This window comes from Qipengyuania sp. (assembly GCF_965277845.1).
Lineage (GTDB): Bacteria > Pseudomonadota > Alphaproteobacteria > Sphingomonadales > Sphingomonadaceae > Qipengyuania.
On record NZ_OZ255844.1, the window covers coordinates 185,691 to 209,903 of the forward strand.

At 62.4% G+C, this 24,213-nt stretch carries 20 protein-coding genes; 7 read left to right on the forward strand and 13 right to left on the reverse strand.

The window, feature by feature from the left end; genetic code table 11:
- Positions 1 to 2 precede the first annotated feature (2 nt).
- From metC to ACQY4G_RS00975, 3 genes are read right to left on the reverse strand one after another with little or no spacing between them, the layout of a single operon-like run.
- Positions 3 to 1,214 carry a cystathionine beta-lyase gene (gene metC / locus ACQY4G_RS00965; protein ID WP_421992396.1) on the reverse strand — a complete coding sequence of 404 codons (1,212 nt, stop codon included), beginning with the start codon at positions 1,212 to 1,214 and terminating at the stop codon, positions 3 to 5.
- A gap of 2 nt (positions 1,215 to 1,216) precedes the next feature.
- Positions 1,217 to 2,056, reverse strand: coding sequence for a sulfurtransferase (locus tag ACQY4G_RS00970; RefSeq protein WP_421992398.1), 840 nt, complete (start codon positions 2,054 to 2,056; stop codon positions 1,217 to 1,219).
- A 31-nt stretch (positions 2,057 to 2,087) separates the two neighbouring features.
- On the reverse strand, positions 2,088 to 2,711 hold the full coding sequence (locus ACQY4G_RS00975) for an LPXTG cell wall anchor domain-containing protein (RefSeq protein WP_421992400.1): 624 nt from the start codon (positions 2,709 to 2,711) through the stop codon (positions 2,088 to 2,090).
- A 590-nt stretch (positions 2,712 to 3,301) separates the two neighbouring features.
- On the opposite strand from ACQY4G_RS00975, the gene queF reads away from it, so the two are divergent.
- Positions 3,302 to 3,760, forward strand: a complete 459-nt coding sequence (queF, locus tag ACQY4G_RS00980; RefSeq protein ID WP_421992402.1) for a preQ(1) synthase — start codon at positions 3,302 to 3,304, stop codon at positions 3,758 to 3,760.
- Between the two features lie 21 nt (positions 3,761 to 3,781).
- Positions 3,782 to 5,389, forward strand: a complete 1,608-nt coding sequence (locus ACQY4G_RS00985; RefSeq protein ID WP_421992404.1) for a phytoene desaturase family protein — start codon at positions 3,782 to 3,784, stop codon at positions 5,387 to 5,389.
- 381 nt (positions 5,390 to 5,770) lie between these two features.
- Here ACQY4G_RS00985 and ACQY4G_RS00990 read toward each other — a convergent pair whose 3' ends face one another.
- The 9 genes from ACQY4G_RS00990 to ACQY4G_RS01030 all read right to left on the reverse strand — a co-directional run bounded on the left by ACQY4G_RS00990 (position 5,771) and on the right by ACQY4G_RS01030 (position 18,715).
- Entirely contained in the window at positions 5,771 to 7,891 is a 2,121-nt protein-coding gene (locus tag ACQY4G_RS00990; RefSeq protein WP_421992406.1) for an amino acid permease, read from the reverse strand.
- Between the two features lie 395 nt (positions 7,892 to 8,286).
- Complete coding sequence (locus ACQY4G_RS00995; protein ID WP_421992408.1) at positions 8,287 to 9,363, reverse strand: M14 family metallopeptidase; 1,077 nt, start codon at positions 9,361 to 9,363, stop codon at positions 8,287 to 8,289.
- Positions 9,351 to 10,772, reverse strand: a complete 1,422-nt coding sequence (locus ACQY4G_RS01000; RefSeq protein WP_421992410.1) for a glutamate-cysteine ligase family protein — start codon at positions 10,770 to 10,772, stop codon at positions 9,351 to 9,353. The genes ACQY4G_RS00995 and ACQY4G_RS01000 overlap by 13 nt, the downstream gene beginning before the upstream one ends.
- A gap of 520 nt (positions 10,773 to 11,292) precedes the next feature.
- Positions 11,293 to 11,940 carry an isochorismatase family protein gene (locus ACQY4G_RS01005; RefSeq protein ID WP_421992412.1) on the reverse strand — a complete coding sequence of 216 codons (648 nt, stop codon included), beginning with the start codon at positions 11,938 to 11,940 and terminating at the stop codon, positions 11,293 to 11,295.
- Positions 11,940 to 13,139, reverse strand: a complete 1,200-nt coding sequence (locus ACQY4G_RS01010; RefSeq protein ID WP_421992414.1) for a CaiB/BaiF CoA transferase family protein — start codon at positions 13,137 to 13,139, stop codon at positions 11,940 to 11,942. Before ACQY4G_RS01010 ends, ACQY4G_RS01005 begins: the two co-directional genes overlap by 1 nt.
- The gene (locus tag ACQY4G_RS01015; RefSeq protein ID WP_421992416.1) at positions 13,136 to 15,031 is read right to left on the reverse strand and encodes a hydantoinase B/oxoprolinase family protein; all 1,896 of its coding nucleotides are present in this window, start codon (positions 15,029 to 15,031) and stop codon (positions 13,136 to 13,138) included. The genes ACQY4G_RS01010 and ACQY4G_RS01015 overlap by 4 nt, the downstream gene beginning before the upstream one ends.
- Positions 15,032 to 15,042: 11 nt before the next feature.
- Positions 15,043 to 17,091, reverse strand: coding sequence for a hydantoinase/oxoprolinase family protein (locus tag ACQY4G_RS01020; RefSeq protein ID WP_421992418.1), 2,049 nt, complete (start codon positions 17,089 to 17,091; stop codon positions 15,043 to 15,045).
- Positions 17,091 to 18,026, reverse strand: coding sequence for a hydroxymethylglutaryl-CoA lyase (locus ACQY4G_RS01025; protein WP_421992420.1), 936 nt, complete (start codon positions 18,024 to 18,026; stop codon positions 17,091 to 17,093). The genes ACQY4G_RS01020 and ACQY4G_RS01025 overlap by 1 nt, the downstream gene beginning before the upstream one ends.
- Before the next feature lie 8 nt (positions 18,027 to 18,034).
- A complete protein-coding gene (locus tag ACQY4G_RS01030; protein ID WP_421992422.1) occupies positions 18,035 to 18,715 on the reverse strand; it encodes a GntR family transcriptional regulator in 681 nt (226 codons plus the stop codon).
- Positions 18,716 to 18,827: 112 nt separating this feature from the next.
- Between ACQY4G_RS01030 and ACQY4G_RS01035 the strand changes: the two genes are divergently transcribed.
- The 5 genes from ACQY4G_RS01035 (at position 18,828) to ACQY4G_RS01055 (ending at position 23,421) form a co-directional block, all read left to right on the forward strand.
- Positions 18,828 to 21,374, forward strand: coding sequence for a TonB-dependent receptor (locus tag ACQY4G_RS01035; protein WP_421992424.1), 2,547 nt, complete (start codon positions 18,828 to 18,830; stop codon positions 21,372 to 21,374).
- A 29-nt stretch (positions 21,375 to 21,403) separates the two neighbouring features.
- Positions 21,404 to 22,156, forward strand: a complete 753-nt coding sequence (locus tag ACQY4G_RS01040) for an aspartate/glutamate racemase family protein (protein ID WP_421992426.1) — start codon at positions 21,404 to 21,406, stop codon at positions 22,154 to 22,156.
- A complete protein-coding gene (locus ACQY4G_RS01045; protein WP_421992428.1) occupies positions 22,153 to 22,581 on the forward strand; it encodes a nuclear transport factor 2 family protein in 429 nt (142 codons plus the stop codon). Before ACQY4G_RS01040 ends, ACQY4G_RS01045 begins: the two co-directional genes overlap by 4 nt.
- A complete protein-coding gene (locus ACQY4G_RS01050; protein ID WP_421992430.1) occupies positions 22,581 to 22,991 on the forward strand; it encodes a nuclear transport factor 2 family protein in 411 nt (136 codons plus the stop codon). Before ACQY4G_RS01045 ends, ACQY4G_RS01050 begins: the two co-directional genes overlap by 1 nt.
- A 151-nt stretch (positions 22,992 to 23,142) precedes the next feature.
- Positions 23,143 to 23,421, forward strand: a complete 279-nt coding sequence (locus ACQY4G_RS01055) for a hypothetical protein (RefSeq protein ID WP_421992432.1) — start codon at positions 23,143 to 23,145, stop codon at positions 23,419 to 23,421.
- Between the two features lie 92 nt (positions 23,422 to 23,513).
- Here ACQY4G_RS01055 and ACQY4G_RS01060 read toward each other — a convergent pair whose 3' ends face one another.
- Complete coding sequence (locus tag ACQY4G_RS01060) at positions 23,514 to 24,182, reverse strand: TetR/AcrR family transcriptional regulator (RefSeq protein WP_421992434.1); 669 nt, start codon at positions 24,180 to 24,182, stop codon at positions 23,514 to 23,516.
- Positions 24,183 to 24,213 lie beyond the last annotated feature (31 nt).

Consider the following 24,213-nt stretch of genomic DNA (forward strand, 5'->3'; position numbering starts at 1 on the left):
GTTTATCCTTCGTTTAGTGCCGCAAACCCGTTGGCGAGGTCGGCGATCAGATCGTCCTTGTCTTCGAGCCCGATCGATAGACGGATGGCATAACGGTCCTCAACCCCCCATCCTTCCTTCGGCCAGGGCATCGCACTGCGCACCGGCTCGACGTCGAACGGCAGAACAAGGCTTTCGAACCCGCCCCAGCTATAGCCTATGCCGAACAGCTCGAGCGCGTCGACCAGCCGGCAGCGAGCCGCATCGTCGCCCCCCTTGAGGACAAAGCTGAACAATCCGCAGCCACCGTTGAAATCGCGCTGCCACAGTGCATGGTCCGGCGTGCCTGGAAGCAGAGGCGAGAGAACATGCGCGACCTCGCTCCGGCTATCGAGGCATTGGGCCACGGCCAATGCGGTATCGGTTTGTTGGTTCAGCCGCACGCCCATGGTCCGCAATCCGCGCAGAACCAGCGCAGCATCGTCGGGCGAGACGACATGGCCCAGTTGCTGCGCGCCAAGGCGCAGGCGCCGATACCAGCGCTCGCCCGCGCTCGCGGAACCCATCATGACGTCGGAATGCCCGCCGACGTGTTTGGTCAGCGCCGTGATCGCAATATCGCAGCCGCGCTCGAGCGCCGGAAAGCCAAGCGAAGTCGCCCAGGTATTGTCGAGCAGGCTGACTGCCCCCTGGTCGCGCGCGATCCGGGCGAGAGCGGGGATGTCGCAGACCTCCATCGTCAAGCTCCCGGGCACCTCCAACATGACCGCGCGGGTCCGGTCGCAAAACGCGGCCTGGTAGGCCTCGTGATCGAGCGGATCGAAGAAGCGATGCTCGATGCCGAATTTCTTGAGCAGTCCCATCGCTGCATTACGTGTGGGCTCGTAGGCATTGTCCGCAACCAGCAGCACGTCGCCACTGCGCAGTACCGCCAGAAGCGCGGCGACCAGCGCGGCCAGCCCGCTTGGGTAAAGCACCGTACCGGCCGCACCCGGTTCGAGCGCGGTCAACGCCTCGCACAGCGCCCATTGCGTGGGCGCGCCGCGGCGGCCGTAGAAGAATGTGCCATCCTCGTTGCGCGTCTTGCGCGCATTCAGGTCCGCGCAATCCTCATAAAGATGCGTGCTCGCGCGCCACACCGGCGGATTGACGACTTTTCCGGCAAAACCGCCCGAACGACCGCTCGTTACAAGGCGGGTGGCGGGTCGCCGCTCATGGTCGTCTCCCCCTGCCATGGTCAGCGTGCCGCCCCTTTTTCCTTCGGCGTATCCGGATCGCTACCCCATTCGAGCCAGCTTCCGTCATACACGGCTACATCCTCCTTGCCCGCAATATGCAGGCCGAATGCAAGCACGCAGGCCGTCATTCCACTGTTGCACGAAGTGACGACCGGCCCGTCCAGCTCAATGCCCGCAGCCGCAAAGATGGCCGCGATCTGTCCGGGCGAGCGATAGGTCCCGTCTTCGGAAAACAACCTCGCGAAGTGGACGTTGACCGCACCTGGAAGGTGTCCCTTCGAACCATTGCCATCCTCGCCCGCAAACCGCGCCGCATCGCGCGCATCCACGACCTGTTCGCTACAGGAGCTGCAGTTGGTGAGCATCTCTTCTTTGCTGCGCAGCCTTCCGGCCCGCTTGGGCACGGGATATTCGACCTGTGTGGCTGAAGAGGCGCCGGTTTCCAGCGGATGCCCTTCCCGCTTCCACTTGGCGAACCCGCCATCCAGGATGGCTACCTCGCCAAAACCGTAAAGCTTGAAAATGAACCAGGCGCGTGCGGCGCTCTTGATCTGGCTATCGTCGTAATACACGACCCTGTCGCCGGGGGCGATCCCGAGCTGGCCGAGTCTGTCGGCAAATTGCTCTGCGCTCGGCACCGCCTTCGGCACGTCCGAACTCGCATCCACGAAGCTGACGAGGTCGAGGAAACGTGCACCCGGGATGTGACCTTGGGCAAACTCGGCCGAACTCTTGCGCGGGCTGTCGGGCAAATGCATGGTCGCATCGAGCACCACCAGGTCGTCGGCACCAAGCTCGTCGGCAAGCCACTGGGTCGAAACAAGACTCTCCATCGCCATCCGGTTAGACGCCGGATCGAACGAAGTCGAGCTAGGCAAGTTCGCGCTGCGCGATCGGCGCGTAGCTGCGCGGTCCTTCGTCGAGGCGGAAAGGCTGGACGCGACCACCACCTGGTGCCCCTTGCCCGACCACAAATGTCTTGAGCAGCGCGCCTTCAGCCGGCCCCTCTATCCCCACGCGCATCAGCGGTACCAGCAGGGGATAGCGCCCCTGCCGGATGACGTGCGCCTGCGCCAAGGGTAGCTGGACCTGCCCCTCGAGCGTGACGCTTTGACGCGGAGCGATCCGGGCAATCGCATGCCGTTTTTCCAAAGCACCGGCATCGGTCGCGATCTGCTCTTCCATCGGCGCACCTGCATGCGCCGAAGCGAGGTCGAGGCCGACCGAAATATCGCTCAAAGCGGTATCGGTCCGGTTGATCAGGGTCATTCGATACTTGAGCGTTGCGAATGCGGCGCTTCGGATCAGCTTGTCGTGTTCGACGCGCAATTGCAGCGCCTCTGCAAGCGCAACCGGCTCCGGACGCGTTGGAGGGACTATCACCGGTCGCTCGATTTCGGGCACATAGGCGTCCCGGCGACGCCTCCAGGCGAACAATCCGGCGATGAGCAGCGCCAGCAAGGCCAGCGCCCCGCCGATCGGCAACCAGGGCAATTCGTCTCCCTCTGCGTCAGCTTCGAAAGCATCGCCCTGCGGTTGCGAAATGGGAGATGGCGAAGCAATAGGATCAGGGGCCGGAGTGCCGGTCTCGATAGCCGGAGATTCGCGCACCGCTGCTGCCGTTGGTGCCTGTGTCCGGGCCGGGCTGGTTTCTACCGGCCGCGGCGTAATAGTCGGCAACGGGGTGGACCGGGGCGTGGGCGCGGAAGAGGTCGGTTGCACCGCGGGCTGCTGAGCCACCGGAGCGTTCGTAGGCGTGGGCTCGGGAGCCGGTGTCGCGGCGGGCGTGTTGACCGCCCGCGGCCTGATCTCGACCCCACTACGGGTGTCGGCAGGTCCTTGCGCAGGGGGTGTCGCCGTCGGCGTGGGCGCAGGCTGCAATGTGAAGTCATTGACCGACTGGGCCTGCGCCATGGCCGGGAACACAGTCGACAGCGCGATCAGGGAAAGGCTAATTCGAAGAAGCATTGCAGGTCTGTTGGAACAAAAACCGCCACTGTGCGGAGCCGCGCTGAATAGGTTCTGAAGCGCTCGCTTCCAAGCCCCGGCTTGCGCGAAGCCGCGCTTCGCGGCAGGAGCGCGGCATGAGCGACACACCTTCCCCCAAGTTCCTCGGCGCCGACACAGCGCTACCCGCTTCGCCCGAAGAGGCAGAGCTCGATTATGTGCCCAATCCGCGCAAGGGCCAGCTCTACATGGTGCGCTTCGCTGCGCCCGAGTTCACCTCGCTCTGCCCGGTCACCGGCCAGCCCGATTTCGCGCATCTCGTGATCGATTATGCGCCGGGCGAGACGATCGTCGAATCGAAGAGCCTCAAGCTGTTCCTCGGCTCGTTCCGCAACCACAACGGCTTCCATGAGGATGTGACGGTCGGCATCGGCCAGCGGCTGTTCGACGAAATGCAGCCGCAATGGCTGCGCATAGGCGGTTACTGGTACCCGCGCGGCGGGATACCGATCGACGTCTTCTGGCAGAGCGGTGCACCGCCTGCCGACCTTTGGCTGCCCGACCAAGGCGTTTCGTCCTATCGCGGTCGGGGCTGACGTAGCGGGGCGGCGGCTCGAATGACCGTGCACTACGACGCCGTCATAATCGGCGCCGGCCACAACGGGCTGGTCTGCGCCTTCTACCTTGCGCAAGCGGGCCTCAAGGTCCGCATCGTCGAGCGCCGCGATGTCGTCGGTGGCGCGGCGGTGACCGAAGAATTCCACCCGGGTTTCCGCAATTCGGTCGCGAGCTACACCGTCAGCCTGCTCCAGCCCAAGATCATTCGCGACATGCGGCTGGTCGAGCACGGCTACCGCGTGATCGAGCGGCCGATCTCGAACTTCCTGCCGCAGGAAGATGGCGGATACCTCAAGCTCGGCGGCGGGCTGGAGCGGACACAGGCCGAATTCGCCCGCTTCTCGCAGGCCGATGCCGGGGCTTTGCCCGCCTATTACGACGCGCTCGAAGGCGTTGCCGAAGTACTGCGCGACCTGGCGCTGAAATCGCCGCCCAATGTCGGAGAGGGATTGCGCACGCTGATCGCGGGAGCATCGCAGGGCTGGGGCATTTCCCGCCTCGATCTTGCAGCCAAGCGCGACATTCTCGACCTGTTCACCAAGTCGGCGACCAGCTTCCTCGGACAGTGGTTCGAGAGCGAAGCGGTCAAGGCCGCCTTCGGTTTCGACGCAGTGGTCGGCAATTACGCATCGCCCGACACGCCGGGCAGTGCCTATGTCCTGCTTCACCACGTTTTCGGCGAGGTGGACGGCAAGAAGGGCGCCTGGGGACATTGCGTTGGTGGCATGGGCACGATTACGCAGATCATGGCCGATGTCTGCCGCCAAAGCGGAGTTGAGATCAGCCTCGAAGCGCCGGCCGCACAAGTGCTGGTCGATGGCGATGCGGTCGCCGGCGTAAGGCTCGAAAGCGGCGAGGAAATTGCCGCCAAGCGCGTGATCGCCAACGTCGGTCCCATGCTGCTCTACGGCAAGATGCTGGACGCGGCGTACCAGCCCGAGGATTTCCGCCGGCGGATGCGCGGCTACAAGGCGGGCGGCGGTACCTTCCGCATGAATGTCGCGCTGTCCGAGCTGCCGCGTTTCACCGCTCTTCCCGAACCCGGCGAGCACCACCAATCGGGTATCATCATAGCGCCCACCCTCGGCTACATGGACCGGGCCTTCCTCGACGCCAAGGCACATGGCTGGTCGAAGAAGCCGATCGTCGAGATGCTGATCCCGAGCACGGTCGACGACAGCCTCGCTCCGCCGGGCCAGCATGTCGCCAGCCTGTTCTGCCAGCAATTCGCGCCAACCCTTCCCGACGATCGCGATTGGGACGAGGAGGAGGATGCCGCCGCAGACGCGATCATCGATACGGTCGAGGCGCATGCCCCCGGCTTTCGGGCATCGATCCTCGGGCGGCAGGTACTCAGTCCCAAGGGCCTCTACCGCAAGTTTGGTCTCGTCGGCGGCGATATCATGCACGGTCAGATGAGCCTCGACCAGCTGTGGTCCGCACGGCCCGTGCTCGGGCATGGGAGCTATCGCGGGCCTATAAAGGGGCTCTACATGTGCGGAGCGGGTACGCATCCCGGCGGCGGAGTTACCGGTGCGCCGGGACACAATTGCGCGCAGGAAGTGATCTTCGACCGCGGCAACTGGCGGCGCTTCACGGCGATCTGATCCCTATCGGTGAAGCCCGTGGCGGTGCTGTCAGTCTAACTGCAACTTCTCTCAGATCGAAAGTCGGCTTTGCGCCCCCATTCAGGTCATCTATCGAGGCTGTGTGCGAGCCTAGAAGCCGCCGTTTCGCTTTCCGGCCCCCGGGGCCGCCGGCTTTGTGAGCCCGATGCGGTTGAGTTAACCTAAGCCAGAAAAGGCTAATGCCGAAAAAGCGACAATTGCACCCAGGAACCAATAAAACTTCCTGGGTTTGCGCCTCTTCGGCAGTCCCGGCTCCATAACTCCTACCCCTTCTTTTATAAATTCCAGTACTCTCTGATTTGAAGATTAGCGAAAACCCTTAGAAAGATGTCATTCCCCTTCTTGCCTGCCATCCGCAAGTCACTCGATTGAGCTTACATCAAATAGCAGCCCAAGATCCTCAGGCTCGCCCAGAACCGAAACAATATCGGTTTCCCGCAATTGCAGATCTGGCCTTGCGATTATCAGTTCGCCATCCCTCTCGACAGTCATGATAAGGCAAGTTCCTGGCCACTTGATCTCTTCGAGCCTTGCCCCTTTCTGCGCAGCCAGAACCGGTATTCTTGAAACCTCGCTTCGAAAGACGTGGTCGTCGCGCGCTAGTATGCGATTGATTTCTTCCCTTTGGGTGGCCGCCAGCCAGCGTTCCTCGAAGTTGTCGCTTTGCGCCACCTCCGCAAGGTGTCCTACGATACGTAGATCGAGCCCGACCGGTTCTTCGGGCAATAGGAGGTACATCAGTGTGTGGACCTTGCGCGCCCCAGTCACGGCCACTGTAGCGCTCCCGCTAAACCTGAAAATGGCGAGCTGGGATTCGTCGATGTCGGGGATGATCTTGTAGGCCAGATACATGTTAGGGCGAATGGCACGCACGTCCATCCGATCGCCTTCGAATATAGATTGCGCGACCTTCTCATCCAGCCCGAACTCGTTCTGTGCAATCTCTGACAGTTCTCTACTCAGACGCGCGCTGTCGAACCGACCTTCGCCATAATCGACGAATGCAGCGCGCCCTATGAGGCTTTCGTACCTGAGATTCTCGGGCTGCGTTTTCTCGTGCACGATGGATGTCAGTTCGTGTTCTATGCCCTCATAGGTGTGATGCCCCAAGTGGCGATGCATGTGATAGATCGCCCCGCGGCGTTTCACCCGCTTCGAGGCATAGGCCTGGAAGTAGACCCCGCAGGCAATTGCGAGGGCAGCCGTGAACAGGATTGACACCGCGCCCATTTCCAGAATGAGCCAGAATGAAAGGAGAAAGCCCGCAATGGGTGTCCACGGGTAGAGCGGAACCCTGTATCCAGGTCGGTAACTGTCGATCTGACTCTCCCGCATCACGATGACGGCAAGGCAGAGAAGGCCGAACAAGAGCAATTGAAACGCGCTGGCCAGCTTCGCAACCGATTCCACGTCGAACACGAGCAAGACCAGCACCATGGTAAGGACTGTCACGCCGATTGCGATGACGGGAGTGCCGCCGCGCCCCAATTCTCCAAGTTTGGCATGAACCAGTTTGTCCTTAGCCATGGCGAACGGATAGCGTGAGGCGGACAGGATGCCGGCATTGCCGGTGGAAGCGAATGCAGCGACCGCTGCAACAACGAGGAGTGCAATCCCAAGATCGTAGGGTATCCAGCCGAGGAACACCTCGCCTGCATCCGCGACTGGTGTCAGGCTGTCGAACAGCTCATCAGGAGGCAAAGCTGTGACGATCAGTAGAGCGCCGAGCGTATAGATCGAAGTGGCCGTAATCAGCGACAGGACCATTCCGAGCGGTATGTTCCGATCAGGGTTCTCGATTTCCTCGGATACGCTGGCGACCTTGGTAAGACCAGCGTAGGACACGAATACAAGCCCGATCGTGGTGATGAACCCACCAAACCCCTCCCGGAAGAAAGCCCCGTAGGCGGGGTCAGGCGAAAAAACGTCGGAAACGCCCGTGCGCGACAGTCCCACGACGATGAAAGCAGTCAGGATGATTACCAGCGTCCCGACGAGGATACGCTGAAGGAGCGTGGTTTCCTTAGCGCCGAGAACGTTTAGCACGCCGAACGCAATCGTCAGCACCACGGCGGTGATCGTGATCGGCAGATCAATGTAGAGTGCGAGATAGGCCCCCATACCTACAAGGGCGAAGGCACTCTTGAAAACGGTTGCGATCCAGGAGCCCACACCGCCGATCATCCCCATCATCGGGCCCATGCTGCGATCGAGGAAAAAGTAGGCTCCACCCGAGCGGGGCATGGCGGTCGAAAGTTCTGCCATGCAGACCATAGCCGGCAAGATCAGAAATCCGGCGACCATATATGCGAGGTAGACGGAATTACCGGTCTGGGCCGCTGCGATACCGGGCAACAGAAACAGGCCGGACGAGAACATGGCCCCGGTTGCGACGGCATAGACGTCGAACAGCTTAAGGCTTTTCGCGAGCTTCTTGTCGCTCTCGGTATCGTTCGCAGGGGCTATGATCATCCCTTCCATGCCGATTGAAGAAGTCACGCAACTCATGCCAAAACAAGTCGGATTACGGATGTATCCCTAACCGCAGTCGAAAGCGACTGGCGAAGGTCACATCATTCACTTGGAAATCGGTCTGCGTGCTTCAGTAAGTCCACTAAAAGCGAGTTTAGCCAACCTGGAAAGCTGGCCCCTTGGGCAGAAAACGCCATCTCGATGTGGCGATCAATCTCGCCAATGTAGTCGGCGCGATCCGCCCATCGGCAGACGGGGGTGACCGGGTCTAGCCGGCCGAAGCTAAGGGCGGTGGCCGAACGTCGGCTTTCGCGGCGCGTCCGCTCATTAGTGGACTGACAGCTTACGGCCCCCAGACTGGCCGTTTGTCAGAGATTGGGTGGGAGCGGACCTCAACAAGCGGTTCAATCCTGACCTGCGCCTCGGTCTCTGGGTTCTTGTCCTGTGGGCTCCGGACGCAGTTCTTCCATGAAGTAGCACAGGCAATCCTGGCGAATGATCCGCTCCTGCGTCGTCAACATTGCCGGAACGATTGGCCTGGTGAGTTTCAAGCTTCCTGCATCGAACTCAAAGAACTCGTCGGCGACGTCCTGCCCCGACTCATTGATTACCTCAAACGGCATGGGATGGTTGCTTTCCCCGAAGCTGAAGCGACTCTTCAGACGTTCGAAATTGTGTAGGTCCAAATCGTCTTCAAGTGACAACCATGACGGTGTGGAATCATGGCACAAGGCCACATCGCTGCGCACTCTGACCTGAGCTAGAGTGTGGAAGAGCGTTAGGGTTTCGCCAGCCGAGCGTGCTTTCAGGCTCCGCAGGGAAAGGACGGACTCTACCAAACGCGCGGCAGCTTGAGCATTAGCCTCTTCGCCCGACTGACCGCATTCGATCGTGAGCGCAGGAATAAGTCCACTGAACGATGCCGTTTGAGTACCGGGAAGCCCACGAAAGAGTACAGCTCGCGGAGCGAAAAGCGAGGCGAGCATCATGACCTCTTCATCCTCGACGCAAATCACGCCATAGTGAGGATTGCGCCCAGAATTGTTGTGGATATCAACGGCGGCGAAGGCTTCTCGCTCGATTACACGTCGGTGGACGCGCGCCATGATGCGAGCCTCATCGGAGCGTTGATGGTCAACCGATCCTGGCCAGACGCGGTTGAAATCGGCTTGCTCATCAAGGCGTCGCATGCCTTGTTGGGCCGCGGCGACATTGCCGATCAGGATCATGAGCGGCCTCGGCAGAGCGCGCGATGCGAACTTGCGCAACACTTTCTGGATCGCGACGAGGCCGGAATCCTCATTGCCGTGCATAAGGCCAGAGACAAACAGTGGCGCGCCCCGCTCGCCTTCGAGCTCGATGAGCGTCGGACCATTCAGGACATGGTGAAGCTCGCGTGCGCTGGTATCGAGCAGCCCGTCAGGGATCGAGGAGGTAACGGTCAGAGTGGTCATCGCCTGTGCGCCCGTCAGTTCGGCCACTCATGAACCGGCAGGCCGGATTTCTGGTGGGCCAAATAGTCTGCAGTCAGGCGATGGAAATCACCGTGGCGGTCGAATTGCGAAAGCTGCCAATTCGCACCGTTCTGTCGAGTTTCAAGGCGCATTGACACGGTTGTGAGATATTTGTCGATCAAGTGTTCCGCCATGCCGAGTTTGCGAAGGCCGCTCTCGGCGAGCGGGATCATATCTTCGACTACACTTGCGACCGGTCGGCGGGCTTTGTTGCCAAACCAGTCGATTTCGGCACCAAGGCCATCACGCGCCGCCGCATAGAGATTTGCCCGAGCCTTTTCGAAACTCAGCTCTGACGTCGCCTCATCAATGTACATACTGATCTCTTCGACCGCGCCGAAATAGAGCGCGGCATTAGCCATCATGTCTAGCACGCTGGGGCCTGCGGACATGACACGCTGCTCAATACGAATATGCGGCTTTCCATCATTACTACGCCCGACGAGCGGTCGTACCCAGCGCCACAAGGTTCCATTGTGCAGCTTCAAACAGGCAAAGTCGGTATCGGATCTATTCTCATTATACACCGGGAGCAGCGGGGGGTATTCCGAAAGGTTCTCTTCGAACAATTCGACCAGGTCATCCTTTACGTAACCCGAGCCAAACGTGACGCGCTGCAAACTCGTTGGTTGCGCCAGCGCCTGTTCGAAAACCGGGATCCGCGTCTCGTGCCACAAAGGTCTGCCGAACAAAAATGGCGCATTGGCTGAAATCGCGACAAGCGGTGCACTTAGCATGAGTGACGCATTGTAGGCAGCGACCATCTTCTCATCGGCAAGTTGGAGGTGCAGTTGTAGCGAGGTTGTGGCGGCTTCAGCCATTACGTCTTCGTATGTCGCCGCAAAGCCCGAGTCGTCCCGACAGCTGTCGATGTCGAATGAGATGGGCGCGTCACCACGAGCACGCATTGCCTCCCGATTCAATGCCACATAGCGATTGGACGGAGTCATCATGTCGATCGAAAGGTCTTCTTCGCGCAATGTAGGCAAAGTACCAATTGCGATGACGGTATCGACATCCTCGTTCGCGTTGGCGGCACATTGACGCAGTGTATCGCTCAAGTGCGCGTGCATGCGGGCCAGTCCCTCGCCCGCGATCTCTTCTACAGGCGTGTTGATCTCGATATTGAAGCGTGACAGCTCAGCTACGACGGTGTCGCCGCCAAGTCGCTCAAGAAAGCTCTGATTATGCGGTGCGGGAAAGAAGTTGTGGTCAATCAACCAAGCTTCGAGTTCGAGACCGATGAAGGGACCTTGATCGGACAGCCCGCCCTCGGTCTGGATCTGGCGAAGCAATGCCGTCTCGCGCTCCAGATGTTCTCGAAAGGTGTCGAAGTCTTTGTTTTCGAATTCGTCCTTGGAAATTTCTTCGCCCATGGCCGACCCATCCGATCCGCATTTATCGCGACAGCTCTAGCAGCGCGCCTTGCAACACCACCAGCCTAGAGCAACGCTTCATCCTTTGGGAAAGGCAAATGTCTTTAACAGGGGCAAGCTGGAAGTCTGCTGTCTAGCGTTGACGAGCCCAAGAGCCAGACCGCTTTCGGCCAAAAGAGACGCGAGTTTAGATGCGCCTGTTACGGCTTGGAGTGAAGAAATCCGCCTGTTACGCGGGGTTGCGCAGAAGCGCCTGTAGCTAGAGACCGGTGCTCAAGATAGATCGCGGTGCTGTCAGTCTAACTGCAACTTTTCTCAGGTCGAAAGTCGGCTTTGCGAGCAGTATAAGACGCTCTAAAGCGTCGACCCGTTCCATTTTACTAGCGGGCTATCGCGCTGATCTGGGCCATCCAGATCAAGTCCCGCTGACTGGTCTTGGTGCTCGACGAGTTGGCCAAGCTTGAGCCGTAATGGAAATCGCCCGCGCCAAATTTGCTTGAATGACATTAACGAGAGTTGATTATGGTGAGAGGTGGCGTTGCCTCAGGGTGAGTATCTTGGCAGCGGCTCTTTCACCCACCACTTCGGCATATTTTGCCTGCAGGTCGAACAGATTGGCCTCGTGCGGCGCTTCGTGGCGGTCGGCGCAGGCGTCGCGCACGACGAAGGGGGGGAAACCGTGTTGCAGCGCGTCGAGCGCCGAGGCGCGGACGCAGCCCGAGGTCGAAAAACCGGCCACGACCAACGTATCGACCCCGGCATCGCGGAGCCGGTCGGCCAGGCCGGTGGCGAAGAAGGCGGAGGGGTATTGCTTGGTCACCACCCATTCGCCGTCGCGCGGCTGCAAGGCGTCCGGGAATTCTCCGAGCGGCGATCCGCGCTCGAACACGCGCAGCACCGGCGTCTTCCGGTAGAACAGGCCGCCATCGGCCCCGCCCGGCTCATAGGCGACATTGGTAAAGACGACCTGCCGGCCGGCCGCGCGGGCAGTTTCGAGCAGGCTGGCGGCGTGCTCCACCGCAGCGGCAGCGGTTTCGCAAAAAAGCGGCGAATCCGCGCGCAGATAGGCTTCGACCATATCGACCAGCAGCAGCGCGGGCGTGTTCCCCGGCTCTAGATGGCCGGCAAAGGCCTTGGCGTAGTTCTCCGTCAGGTCGGAGGCGGACATCAGATCACGTCCTGCGCCGCCAGCCGCTCCAGCTCCTCGTCACCAATCCCCAGCAGCGCGCCGTAGATCTCTGCATTATGCTGGCCCGGCGTGACCGGGGCGGGCCGCCGGATGCCCGACGGAGTCTTGGAGAAGCGCGGGAAGGCGTTCTGCATCTTGAGCTTGCCGCGCCCCTCGGTCTCGACCTCGACGATCGCCTCGCGCGCCTGGAAATGCGGATCGGCCAGCATGTCCTTGGCGGTATAGACCCGGCCCGCCGGGATCGAGTGCTCGATCATCAGCGCATCGACCTCGTCGATCGTATGCTGCGCGGTCCATGCGTTGATGATTTCATCGAGCTCGGCCTGTTTCCTGCCGCGCCCGACATGGGTCGCATAATCCGGGTCCTCGGCGAGATCGGGCCGGCCCATCGCCTGCGTCAGCCGCTTGAAGATCGCATCGTTGTTGGCCCCGATCATGAAAGGGCCGTCCTTGCACTGGTAGACGTTGGAGGGCGCGATTCCCGGCAGGATCGAGCCGGAGCGTTCGCGGATCACCCCGCCGTAATCGTATTCGGGAACGAGCCCCTCCATCACCTGCAGCACCGCTTCGTAGAGCGCGGTGTCGATCACCTGCCCCTCGCCGGTCTTCTCGCGGTGATGGAGCGCGGCGAGCACGCCCATGCAGCCATAGGTCGCGCACAAGGTGTCGCCGATCGAGATGCCCATCCGCGCCGGGGGCCGGTCGGGTTCGCCGACAATATAGCGCCAGCCGCCCATCGCCTCGCCGATCCCGCCAAAACCGGCGCGGTCCGAATAGGGGCCGTCCTGGCCGTAGCCCGACATGCGCGCGATAATCAGGCCCGGATGCGCTTTCAGCAGCTCTTCGGGCGCCAGCCCCCAGCGTTCGAGCGTGCCGGGCTTGAAGTTCTCGATCACGATATCGGCGGTCGCGATCAGCCGGCGCGCGAGCTCCTGTCCCTCGGGCACGCGGAGATTGCAGGTGGCCGATTTCTTGTTGCGCGCGATCACTTCCCACTGGACCTTTTCCTCGCCCAGCCCCCAGTCGCGCATCGGGTCGCCGCGCCCGGGCGGTTCGAGCTTGATGATCTCGGCCCCCATATCGCCCAGCAGCTGGCCGCAGAACGGGCCGGCGAGCAGCTGGCCCATTTCGACCACGCGCAGGCCTTGCAAGGCGCCGGTATTGGGAGATTCGGTCATTCCGCCGCCTCGGCGGTCTGATGGTCGTGCCATTCGGGCTGGATCGGCGCGGCAAGCCCGGTTTCGTCCTCGCACGAGGCGCGCAATTCGTCGATGCCGGGGCCGAAATTGAACACCTCGCCCGCCTTGCGGCTCCTGCGCATGTCCGCGCGCAAGCTCTCGGTCGCCGTCTCGTCGACCGCGCCATCGTCATCGGCGACGACGCCGTAATCGCGCGCGCCTTCGGCTGTCACCAGCCCCTCGCGGATTTCGCGCGCCACCGCTTGCGGATCGCGTTCGAGCGGGTCGCCCCAGCCGCCCCCGCCCCAGGTGATGAAGTGGAGCTGGTCGCCCGCGCGCACTTCGACGTCGTCGACCTTGTTGCCGACGATCTCGGTCGTGCCGTCGGCGCGCTCGATCAGCTTGCGCGCGCGCTTGCCCGGCTGGCCGCCATTGACGCCCCACGGCGGCACGAACCAGCGGTCGTCGTGGATCGCGATCTGCCCGTCGGCAAGGAAGCGATAGGTCATATGGATGCCGTTGCCGCCGCGATGCAGCCCCGCGCCGCCGCTGTCGGGCTCGGTCTCGTAGCGCTCGATCCGCAAGGGAAAGTAGCGTTCGAGGAATTCGTTGGGGACGTTGGTGAAGCCCGGCCACAGCGAGTGCCCGTCGGGCCCGTCGCCGAGCGGGCGGCCGGGTATCCCGCCGAAGCCGATCTGGAACAGCTGGAACCACTCGCCTTCGCGGCTCTGGCGGCTATCCCAGCCCGAATAGAACAGGTGCGGCGAGGAGCTGAAACCGGCCGCGTTGAGGAATTCGGGCGTCTTCTGGCCGAGCAGCCCGCCGAGGATGTCGAAAATCCGCCCCAACGCGTGGGTGCGGCCCGACAATGCGGCGGGGAATTGCGGCTTGAGCAGCGAGCCTTCCGGAATCCGCACGTCGATCAAGTCGTAGAACCCGTCGTTGAACAAGATCTGCGGATCGAAGACCATGATCATGTAGATGCCAAAGAACATCTTGAACATGTTCTCGTTGAGATAGAAATTGATCGAGGCGGCGGATTGCGGATCGGTGCCGTCGAAATCGAGGATCACCTTGTCGCCCTCGCGCCACATGGTGCACTTGATCTTGTAGGGGCCGTAGCCGAGCCCGTCGTCGCAGACATAGTCCTCGAAGCTGACAGGTTCCTCCGCCACCGCCTGCGCGATCAGCGCCTTCATCGCGCGGTGGTTGCGCGCGAGCAGTTCCTGCGTTGCGGAGATGTAGACGTCATCGCCGAAGCGCTCGGCCATTTCGATCACCCGGCGCGCGGCAACCCGGCATGAGGCGATCAGCGCGTTGAGGTCCGCCTGGCACCAGTCGGGCTTGCGCGTCTGGTGCATGACGAGTTTCATCAGGTCTTCGTTGTACTCGCCCTTCTTCCAGATCTTGACCGGCGGAATGCGCACGCCCTCTTCGAAGATCGACTTGGCGTCGATCGGCATCGAGCCGACCACCTTGCCGCCGATATCCGACTGGTGGCCGAACATCGCGGTCCAGGCGAGCAGGCGCCCGTCCTTGTAGACCGGCAGCAGCACCAGCCAGTCGTTCGAATGGCTGATCGCGCCCTCGCAGGAATAGGGATCGGACAGGAAGATCATGTCGCCATCTTCGATCGTCCCGTCGAACTGGCGGAGGAAGCCGTCGATGAAGCTGCCGAACTGGCCGACGATCATCTTGCCGGCGGGATCGGCGATCAGTGGGAAAGCATCGCCCTGCTCGCGAATACCGGGACTCATCGCGGTGCGCACCAGCGTCGCATCCATCTCGATGCGGGCGTTCCTAAGCGCGTTCTCGATGATGTCGAGCGTGACCGGGTCGATTGCCACTTGGTCGAAAGCGGCGGTGTTTTCCTGGATGATCTCGGCAGGCATGGCGGGTGACCTCAGGCAGGGGTGATCAGGATGTTGCCGACCGCGTCGATCGTCGCGACGCAGCCGGTTTCGATGAGCGTGGTGGAGTCCATCTCGGTTATGATGGCGGGGCCGGGGATGGTGTCGCCCTGCTTCAGTTCGGCGCGGTGGTAGATGCCGGCGTCCTGTTGCTTGCCGTCCATCCACACTGTGTGATCGCCGATCCTGGCGGCGTCCGCATTGCCGTCGCCCCTGGCGAGCTCGGCGGCGGGCAGTTGCGGTGCCTCGCCGAGCGCGACCGCGCGCAGGTTCACGATCTCGTGCGGGGTATCCATGTTGAAAGTGAACAGCCGGCGATGCTCGGCGTCGAAACGCGCAAGGATGCCGTCGATACCCTCCGAGCGGAGCGTTTCAGGATCGATCGTCAGCGGCACTTCGAAGGCCTGGCCGGCATAGCGGACATCGACTTCGAACGCGCTGGTGATGTGGCTTTCGGGGATACCGTCCTCGGTCAGTTCGGCATGGGTTTGCGCGGCCATCTCGTCGAGCACCGCGACCAGTTCCTCGACCCGCGTTTCGGTCGCCAGCCGGCTGAAGCTGCGCGCGGTTTCGGTCCGCATCCGCGTCGTCGCATCGCCGAGAGCGCACAGCACGCCGGGCGAGACCGGCGAAATCGCCGGCCAGCTGCCCATCAGCTTGGCGACCGCATTGACGTGCAGCGGCCCCGCTCCGCCAAAGCCCATCAGCGCGAAATGGCGCGGGTCGTAGCCCTGCTGCACGCTGATCATGCGCAGCGCGCCGAACATGTTCTCGTTGACGATGTCGATGATGCCGCGTGCCGCGTCCATCAGCCCGATATCGAGCGCATCGGCGATCGTCTGCACCGCTCTACGGGCGCCGTCCCGGTCGAGCTTGAACGATCCGCCGAGGAGGTCTTCCGGCAGATAGCCCAGCACGACATTGGCATCGGTCACGGTGGGCTGTTCGCCGCCCTTTCCATACGCGACCGGTCCCGGAACGGCGCCCGCGCTTTCCGGGCCGACCCGAAGGGCCCCGGTAAGCTCGGGCACATAGGCGATCGAACCCCCGCCCGCGCCGACCGTCTTCACATCGAGCGAGGAGGCGCGCACCGACAGGTGCCCGACTTCGGTGGTGCGCACGCGGCGCGGCTCGAGATTCTCGATCAGCGCGACGTCGGTCGAGGTTCCGCCGACATCGAGCGTGAGGATGTTCTTGAAGCCGGCATTCTTCGCCACCCACAGCGCACCGGTGACCCCGCCGGCCGGGCCCGACATCAGGATATTGACCGGATGCTCCTCGGCGGCCTGCGAACTCATCAACCCGCCGTCGGAGCGCAGCAGCGAGAGCTTGCCGGTCACGCCCGAGGCATGCAGCTTGTCGCGCAGATTGGAAACATATTTGCCCACCACCGGCCGCACCGAGGCGTTGGCGACGGTCGACAGCGAGCGCTCGTATTCCTGCATTTCGGGCAGGACTTCGTGGCTGAGCGAGACCGGGATGTCCTGCATCGTCTCGTGCGCGATGGCACCGACGCGCTTCTCGTGCGCGCCGTTGACGTAGGAATTGATCAGGCTGACGGTGATCGCCTCGACGCCGGCGTCCTTCAGCGCCCGCAACTGCGCGCGGACCTGGTCCTCGTCCAGCGGACGGACCTCGTTTCCGTCGGCGTCCATCCGGCCGGCAATGGTTATCGTGTCCTCGAGCGCGGCGAGCGGCTCGGGCTTGGGCCACACGATCCACGCGGCGAGACCGCCGGGCACGAAGCTGCGCGCGATCTGCATGATGTCGCGATATCCCTCGGTCACGATCAGCCCCACGCGCGCGCCCTTCCCTTCGAGCACGGCATTGGTCGCGACCGTCGTTCCGTGGAGGAAGAACTCGATCTCGGCCGGATCCACGCCCGCTTCCTGTGTGATCGAAGCAACCCCGGTGAGGATTCCTTCCGAGCTGTCTGCGGGGGTCGACGGCGTCTTCTCGCGCCAGAATTCGCCCGTTTCGTTGTCGAACAGCAGGAGGTCGGTGAACGTGCCCCCCACATCGACGCCCAGCCTATAGCGCATCAGGCAGCGGTCCTTTCGGTTGTTGAGTTTTCGGGCTTGGGAAAGCCGCCGGCCTTGCCAACCATCGCGGGCAGGTCCTTGCCCATCACGCCGGCGAGCCAGCGATTGGTGTCGATCAGCTGGTCGAGGTCGAGTCCGGTCGCAATGCCGGCGCGTTCGAGCATGTAGGCGACGTCCTCTGTCGCGACATTGCCGGCGGCCCCGGGGGCAAAGGGGCAACCCCCGAGACCGCCGATCGAGGCGTCGACGACGCGCGCCCCTGCCCCGATCGCGGCCCAGACATTGGCCAGGCCCGTGCCGCGCGTGTTATGAAAATGGACCCGCACCGGAAGTGGATGGATTGCTGCGCGCACGCGGGCAACGAGTCGCTCGACATGCGCCGGATTGCCGACCCCGATCGTGTCGGCGAGCGCGATTTCGACCGGCCCGGCCTCGGCGATCGCGGTGGCCATGGCGAGCACGCGGTCCTCGGCCACCTCGCCCTCGAACGGGCAGCCGAAGCTGGCCGCGATGGTTGCCTGTGCGGTCAGTCCCTCGTCGCGGGCGCGGGCAATGATTTCGCGGCATGCTTCGACGGAGCCGTCGCTGGTTTGGCCCTGGTTCGCCATCGCGAACTGGTCGGTGCTGACCGCGACAGCGCCCAGCTGGTCGATCCGCCCCGTGGCGATCGCTCGCTCCGCACCGCGCATATTCATCACGAGGCCGATATAGGTTACGTCCTCACGATCGGGCAGGCCGTCGCAAACCGCCTCGGCATCGGCCATCTGCGGGACCGCGCGCGGGTTCACGAAGCTGGTCACTTCGATGCGCCGCGATCCGGCCGCGATCGCACGCCCGATCAACGCCAGCTTGTCTTCGGTCGACACTTCGCGGCGCTCGTTCTGGAGGCCGTCGCGCGGGCTGACTTCGACCATTTCCACTGCATCTGTATACATTTTTGCGCTCATGCCTGCTTCTTCCCCGATGCCGTGTCGATCGCGGTCAGGCCGCGATGGGCATCGGCATAGGCGTGGAAGGCGCGCCGGATATGACCCGCCATGATCGATTCGGCCCACGCCCCGTCGCCGCGCGCGAAAGCCGCCAGCAGCTCGTCGTGCTCCTGGTGCGAACGGCGCAATTCGTCCTTCCCGTAATGATGCGCGGTGCGCCACACGACCGGCTGCTCGATCAGCGTGGTCAGCAGGCCGGTCAGGCGCCGCGACTCGGCGGCTTCGAGAATCAGCGCATGAAACTCGCGGTTGAGTTCGAGAAAACCGTCGACATCGGGCGGCGAGGCGATCACCGCCTTGCCAATGCGGGCATTGCACTCGCGCAGCGCCTGCAGCGTCGCGTCGTCGATTCGCTTGGCCGCGCGCCGGGCGGCGTGCCCTTCGAGCATCGCGCGCAGTTCGAATGCGTCGCCGATATCGTCGAGCGACCAGTCGGCGACATAGCTGCGCTGCGATTCGGTCTTGTGGATCAGCATGTCGGCTTCGAGTCGCCGCAGCGCCTCGCGCACGGGAGTACGCGAAACGTCGCAGATTTCCGCGAGCGCCTCCTCGCGCAGCGAATCGCCCGGCGCGAGCTCGCCCGAGACGATCATCTCGCGAATCGTGCTGTAGGCTCTGTCGGACGCACGCGACATTTGTTCTCCTCGGACCTTGACTGCGCAATTTTGTATACAATAAGAAGCGCAGGTCGCAAGGTTCAATTGCCGCCGGCGCGGGCTGGTGGACGATAACGGGGAGAATTCGGTTATGCGATCGTTCAAAGGGCTCCTGCTTGCTTCCGCCCTGACGGCACCGGCCTTCACGGGCATCGCCCATGCCCAGGACGGCGACGACCAGGCCGCGGCGGAAACTTCGCAGGCTAATCCCCCGATCATCGTCACCGCGCGGCGTCAGGACGAAGCGCTGATCGATGTGCCCGCATCGGTCACGGTCCTCTCCGCCGAGACGCTCGAGAAAACCGGAATCGAGCGCGCCGACGAATTCGTTCAGCTTACCCCCGGCGTCACCATCGTCACCGGCACCGCAGAGGCGGGCGACACGCAGATCAATATTCGCGGCATCAACGGCGCGCGCGATGCCGAAAGCTCGGTCGCGCTGGTGGTCGACGGCATCCTCAAGACCAACACCGCGCAGCTCAACCAGAATCAGGGGACGCTGCGCCAGATCGAGATCCTCAAAGGTCCGCAGGGCGCGCTTTACGGCCGCAACGCGGCTGCGGGCGCGATCGTGATCCAAACGCTCAAGCCCGACGATTTTCTCGAAGGGGGAGTCCGTGTCAGCGCGGCGGAAGACGACACCTATTCGGCCAGCGCCTATATCGCGACTCCGGTCGGCGAGGGTGCCGGCATCGTGCTGTCGGGTAACTATTTCACCACCGACGGCTTCTACCGCAATGACTTCCTCGGCTCGAACACGGTCGACGACCAGGAAATCTGGTCGATCGATGGGCGCTTCGTCGCGCAGCTGAGCGACGCGACCGAGCTCGACATCAAGGCCCGCTATGCCGACCTGTCAGGGGCTTCGATCAACTTCAACGCGGCCTTCCACCTGCCCAATTTCGCCGGTGTCAACCCGGCTTTCTTCGAGGATGTGAACGAGCACCCGTTCAATTTCTATTCCAATATCCGGCCCTTCAACGAGCAGCAGACCTTCGAGGTCTCGGCCAAGGTCGAGCACGAATTCGACGCCGTCACGCTGACCGCCTGGCTGCTCTACAGCGATGTCGAGCAGGAACTCGGCGCGGACGGGACGTCGGCGGACTTCGCGCGCTTCACCTTCCCCGGGGCGACGCAGGATTCGGTCGCTGCCTCCAATCTGTGCTTTTCGACCACTGCCGGCCTGACGGGTTTTCCAGTCAACCAGCCGGGCTTCATCGGCAATAACCCGGTGCCGTTCATCTTCGATCCGATCGGCGGCTCGACCTTCGGGCCCTACAGCCCGACGAGCTGCGACGGGACGCAATACCAGATCCGCGACCAGAGCGATTTCAGCGCCGAAATCCGGCTGGCGTCGAACAATGGCGGGCCGGTCGACTGGCAGGTCGGCGCCTATTACCTCCATATCGACCGGCAGGTCGGGGTCAGCCTCGGCGCCGATCTCGGCAACGGTATTACGCGCCAGCTGTTCAACCCGGCTGGATCGGCCAATCCGACCACGCAGCTCTATCACGACGATTTCTCGACCAACGTCTACGCGGTATTCGGTTCGGCCGATTTCGAGGCCACCGACCGGCTCGATATCGGCCTCGCGCTGCGTTACGATATCGAGGACCGTTCGGTCACCAACCTGGTGCCGGTCGCGACCGATCCCTTCACCGGCGGGCCGATCAATCCGGGACAGGCGTTCGGCCCGATCCCCGACCAGTCGCAAACCTTCAAGCAGCTTCAGCCCAAGATCTCGCTGCGCTATGCGATTACCGACGACATCAATTTCTACGCCAATTGGGGCATCGGCTTCAAATCGGGCGGCTTCAACAATCAGGGGTCGGCGGCGATCGTCGACCAGGCGTTCAACCAGTTCATCGGCACCAACATCCTGATCGAGGATGTCTTCCGCAAGGAGAAGTCGAGCGCGTTCGAAGCCGGCGTCAAGGGCACGCTGCTCGACGGAAGGGTGAACTTCGATCTCGCCGGCTACTACACCGAAATCGACGACATGCAGTTCTTCGAATTCTTCGTCGGGGCGTTCGGGCTACTGCGCGTAGTCTCGAACATCGACGAGGTCGAAGTCTACGGGGCAGAGTTCAATCTAAATGCCGAGCTGCTGCCCGGCTGGGACGTGTTCGGCTCGGTCAACCTGACCGAGAGCGAAATCAAGGCCAACGCCTCGCGCCCGATCACCGTCGGCAATGAATCGCCCTATACCGCCGATTACACGATCAATCTCGGGACCCAACTCGACCTTCCGCTGACCGACACGCTCGATTTCGTCGCGCGCGCCGATTACCGGATCACCGGGCCGACCTGGTTCCACACGGTGCAGGACGACATGTCGCCAACCTTGTTCAGCGGGTTGCTGCCATTGCCTGCCGATCCGGTCACATCGCCGAACAAGCTGGTGCTGCCCGGCGTCGTTGGCGACGCCGACTATTCGATCACCCAGCGCGACACCTTCGAAGTGCTCGATGTGCGCGTCGGGGTCGAGACCGAGCGCTGGTCGCTAACGGTGTTCGCCGACAACCTCACCAACGAGAAGTATCTCAACGAGGTGATCCCCGCGATCGAGTTCGGCGGATCGTTCATCTCGCCCGGCGCACTGCGGCGCTTCGGGGTCGAAGCCGGCGTCAAGTTCTGACCGATACCATCGCGTGAGGAGAGTGCGGCGTGGCTGAGACCAAGCGCATCAAGGTGATCGTACCGATCCCGATGGACGCAGCGGGCGTCGCCGCGCGCGCCGAGCAATTGCCCGAGGCTTTCGTGGCGCCGGGTTTTGCGCCTGAATTCGCTGCCGTGCCGTGGGGCGCGGCGCTCGGCGACAGCTATCACGACATGCTGCTGATGGATTGGACCGTGTTCCAGGCCGGAATCGATGCCGAGGACGATGGCTATGCCGGCGTGCTGATCGATACCGTGTCCGACAGCGGGCTGCGCGCGCTTCGTTCGCGGCTGTCGATCCCCGTGGTCGGCCCGGGCGAAGCGAGCTTCTGCACCGCGATGATGCTGGGCAAGAAATTCACCGTGCTCACCATGTGGCCCGAATGGTTCCCGCTTTACGAGAAGACGCTGACCGAATACGGCTTGTGGGACCGGGTCGCTTCGCTGCGGTCGATCGACACCCGGCCCGACGTCACCGAGCTGCTCGCGGGCAAGGAAGAGGTGATCTTCGACAAGCTGAAGCGCGAGGCGACACAAGCGATCGAGGAAGACGGGGCCGACGTGATCGTGCTCGGCTCCACCACCATGCACCAGTCTGCCGCCTTCCTGGCGAGCGAGCTGCCGATCCCGGTGCTGAACCCGGGTCAGGTCGCCTACAAGCATCTGGAAATGCTGATCGGGCTCGGCCTCACGCATTCAAAACAGGCGTTTCCCGCGCCAGAAGTCGGGAAAGACGCAGATATTAGGAGAGGATGGGAATGAGCTGGAGCGAGGGCGCAGAAGGGCAGCAGGCGCTGCCCTATCCCTATTACGTCGATATCGTCACCAAGCGCTATTTCGACGGGGTCGACAACAAGCAGCTCGACAAGGTGCTCGACTGCTTCACCGAGGATGCGGTGCTGACCGAGGCGACCTCGAACACGGTGCATGACGGGATCGGCGCAATCCGCGCGATGTTCGAGAAGCTGTTCGCCGACTTCTCCTCGATCTGGCACGGCAATTTCGTCCACACGGCGGATCCCGCGACCAACACGATCTGCTCGCAATTCACCGTCCTGATCACGCCGGAAGGCGGCGAGGAACTGCGCTACGAGAACTGCAACCGCTTCTACCTCAAGGGCGACAGGTTCCACCGCGTCTATGTCTATATGAGCGGCGACAACCTGCTCAAGGAAGGGGACGCCTGATGCAGTACGAACCCGTCCTCTCGCGCACCGAACTGATCGAACTGGCAACGAAGACCTATTTCGGCAATGTCGATGCCAAGAACATGGCGGCGACACTCGACTGCTTCCACGACGAAGCATTGTTCTGCGTTCAGACGGCTTGGACCCGTCATTCGGGCAAGGCCGAAATCCGCCGCATGTTCGAGGATTTCTTCGCCGCTTACGAAACCATCGTACACAAGGATTTCACCTGCACGGTGGACGAGAAGAACGGCCGCATCGCCGCCAGCTTCGAAGCCGTGCTGACCGCCGAGGATGGCTCGGTCACCCGGCTGTTCAACACCAATTTCTGGCGCGTGCGCCCGGGTCCGGACGGCGCAAAGTTCCAGGAAGTCTATGTCTATATGAGCGGCGAAAACCCGCTGGTTTAAAATTCGAACTGATATCGTATGATCAGGATGTTGTTCGAGCGATCCGCTGATCCGAAGCGACGACGCCGAGAGCGATATCGGGGGAACCGTGAGCCTAGGCGACCACCTGCGAGCACTAGAAATCCTTGGTCGGGTGGGTCAGGGCGACATTATGGGGCTATTCATAGCGCCGACCCATACAAGGCGGTTCGAAGCGCTTGGCGACCAGGCCCGGGAGGCCGTCACTGTCCATTGGCTGGAGGGCCTTATCTCCAACGCCGCGGGCATGCCGCAATGGCTCAAAGAGGCGCTGATCGCGATGTTCGGTGAGGGCATCTATTACGAAGCCTATGGCTCCACCGAGGCCGGCATCGTCACATCGATCGGCCCTTATGGGGCCGACAGCGGTCGGTCCGATTTTGGCTTAGATGAGTGGACAAGCGGAGAATAGGATTTCAGACACCGTTCGCGCCACCGCAAGTCAGGGCGTCCTGTCTGAAGGAAGAACGCCACCCGTGGCTTGTCGCTCCGGCCACCTTGGATCTATTCTCTCCCCCGCTCTGGCTGATCCGCCTCGTCGACGCGGTGTCGGAAAAACAGTTCTATGATCGCGTCGGCATGCTGCTCGACCCAGTCGGGTCCGGTAGGGTCGATGCCGTAAATCTCGTCGATTTCATTCGACAGGACGAAGGGCATCTGCGCGACGGCCACGAAGATATAGGCAAGTGAGACTTCGTCGATCTGCGGCCACAGGCCTTCGGCGATATGCTTGCCGCGCGAAGGTCGGAAGCTGCGGTGCTGCGGTGCAATAAACTTTCGGACCATCCACTTGAAGCGATCGGTGCCGTGGATCGACTGCTGGACCATGATGCGCGCATGTTCGGGGTGCCGCGCGCAATAGCGGACGTAGCGGCGGATCGTGTTCTGCAGCCTCTCGAATTCCGTCAGATGATCTTCGCTACCAGGTTCGATAGCGAGCTCAGCCTCCATTCGTTCGAACAAGAACCGCACCGCCTCTTTCCAGAGCTCTTCCTTGTTCTTGAAGTGGTGCCGGATAAGCCCGTGATTGACGCCTACGCTGCCTGAGATTTCGCGCACACTGGTAGCGTCGAAGCCCTTCTCCGCGAATATCTGAAGCGCCGCCTCGAGGATCTGGCCACGGGTCTTCAGGCGCTGCTTTTCGCGCTGGTTCAATGGCTGCTCGGCATTCATCGGCGAAAGGTAGCTGCGGGCTGATGGCGAG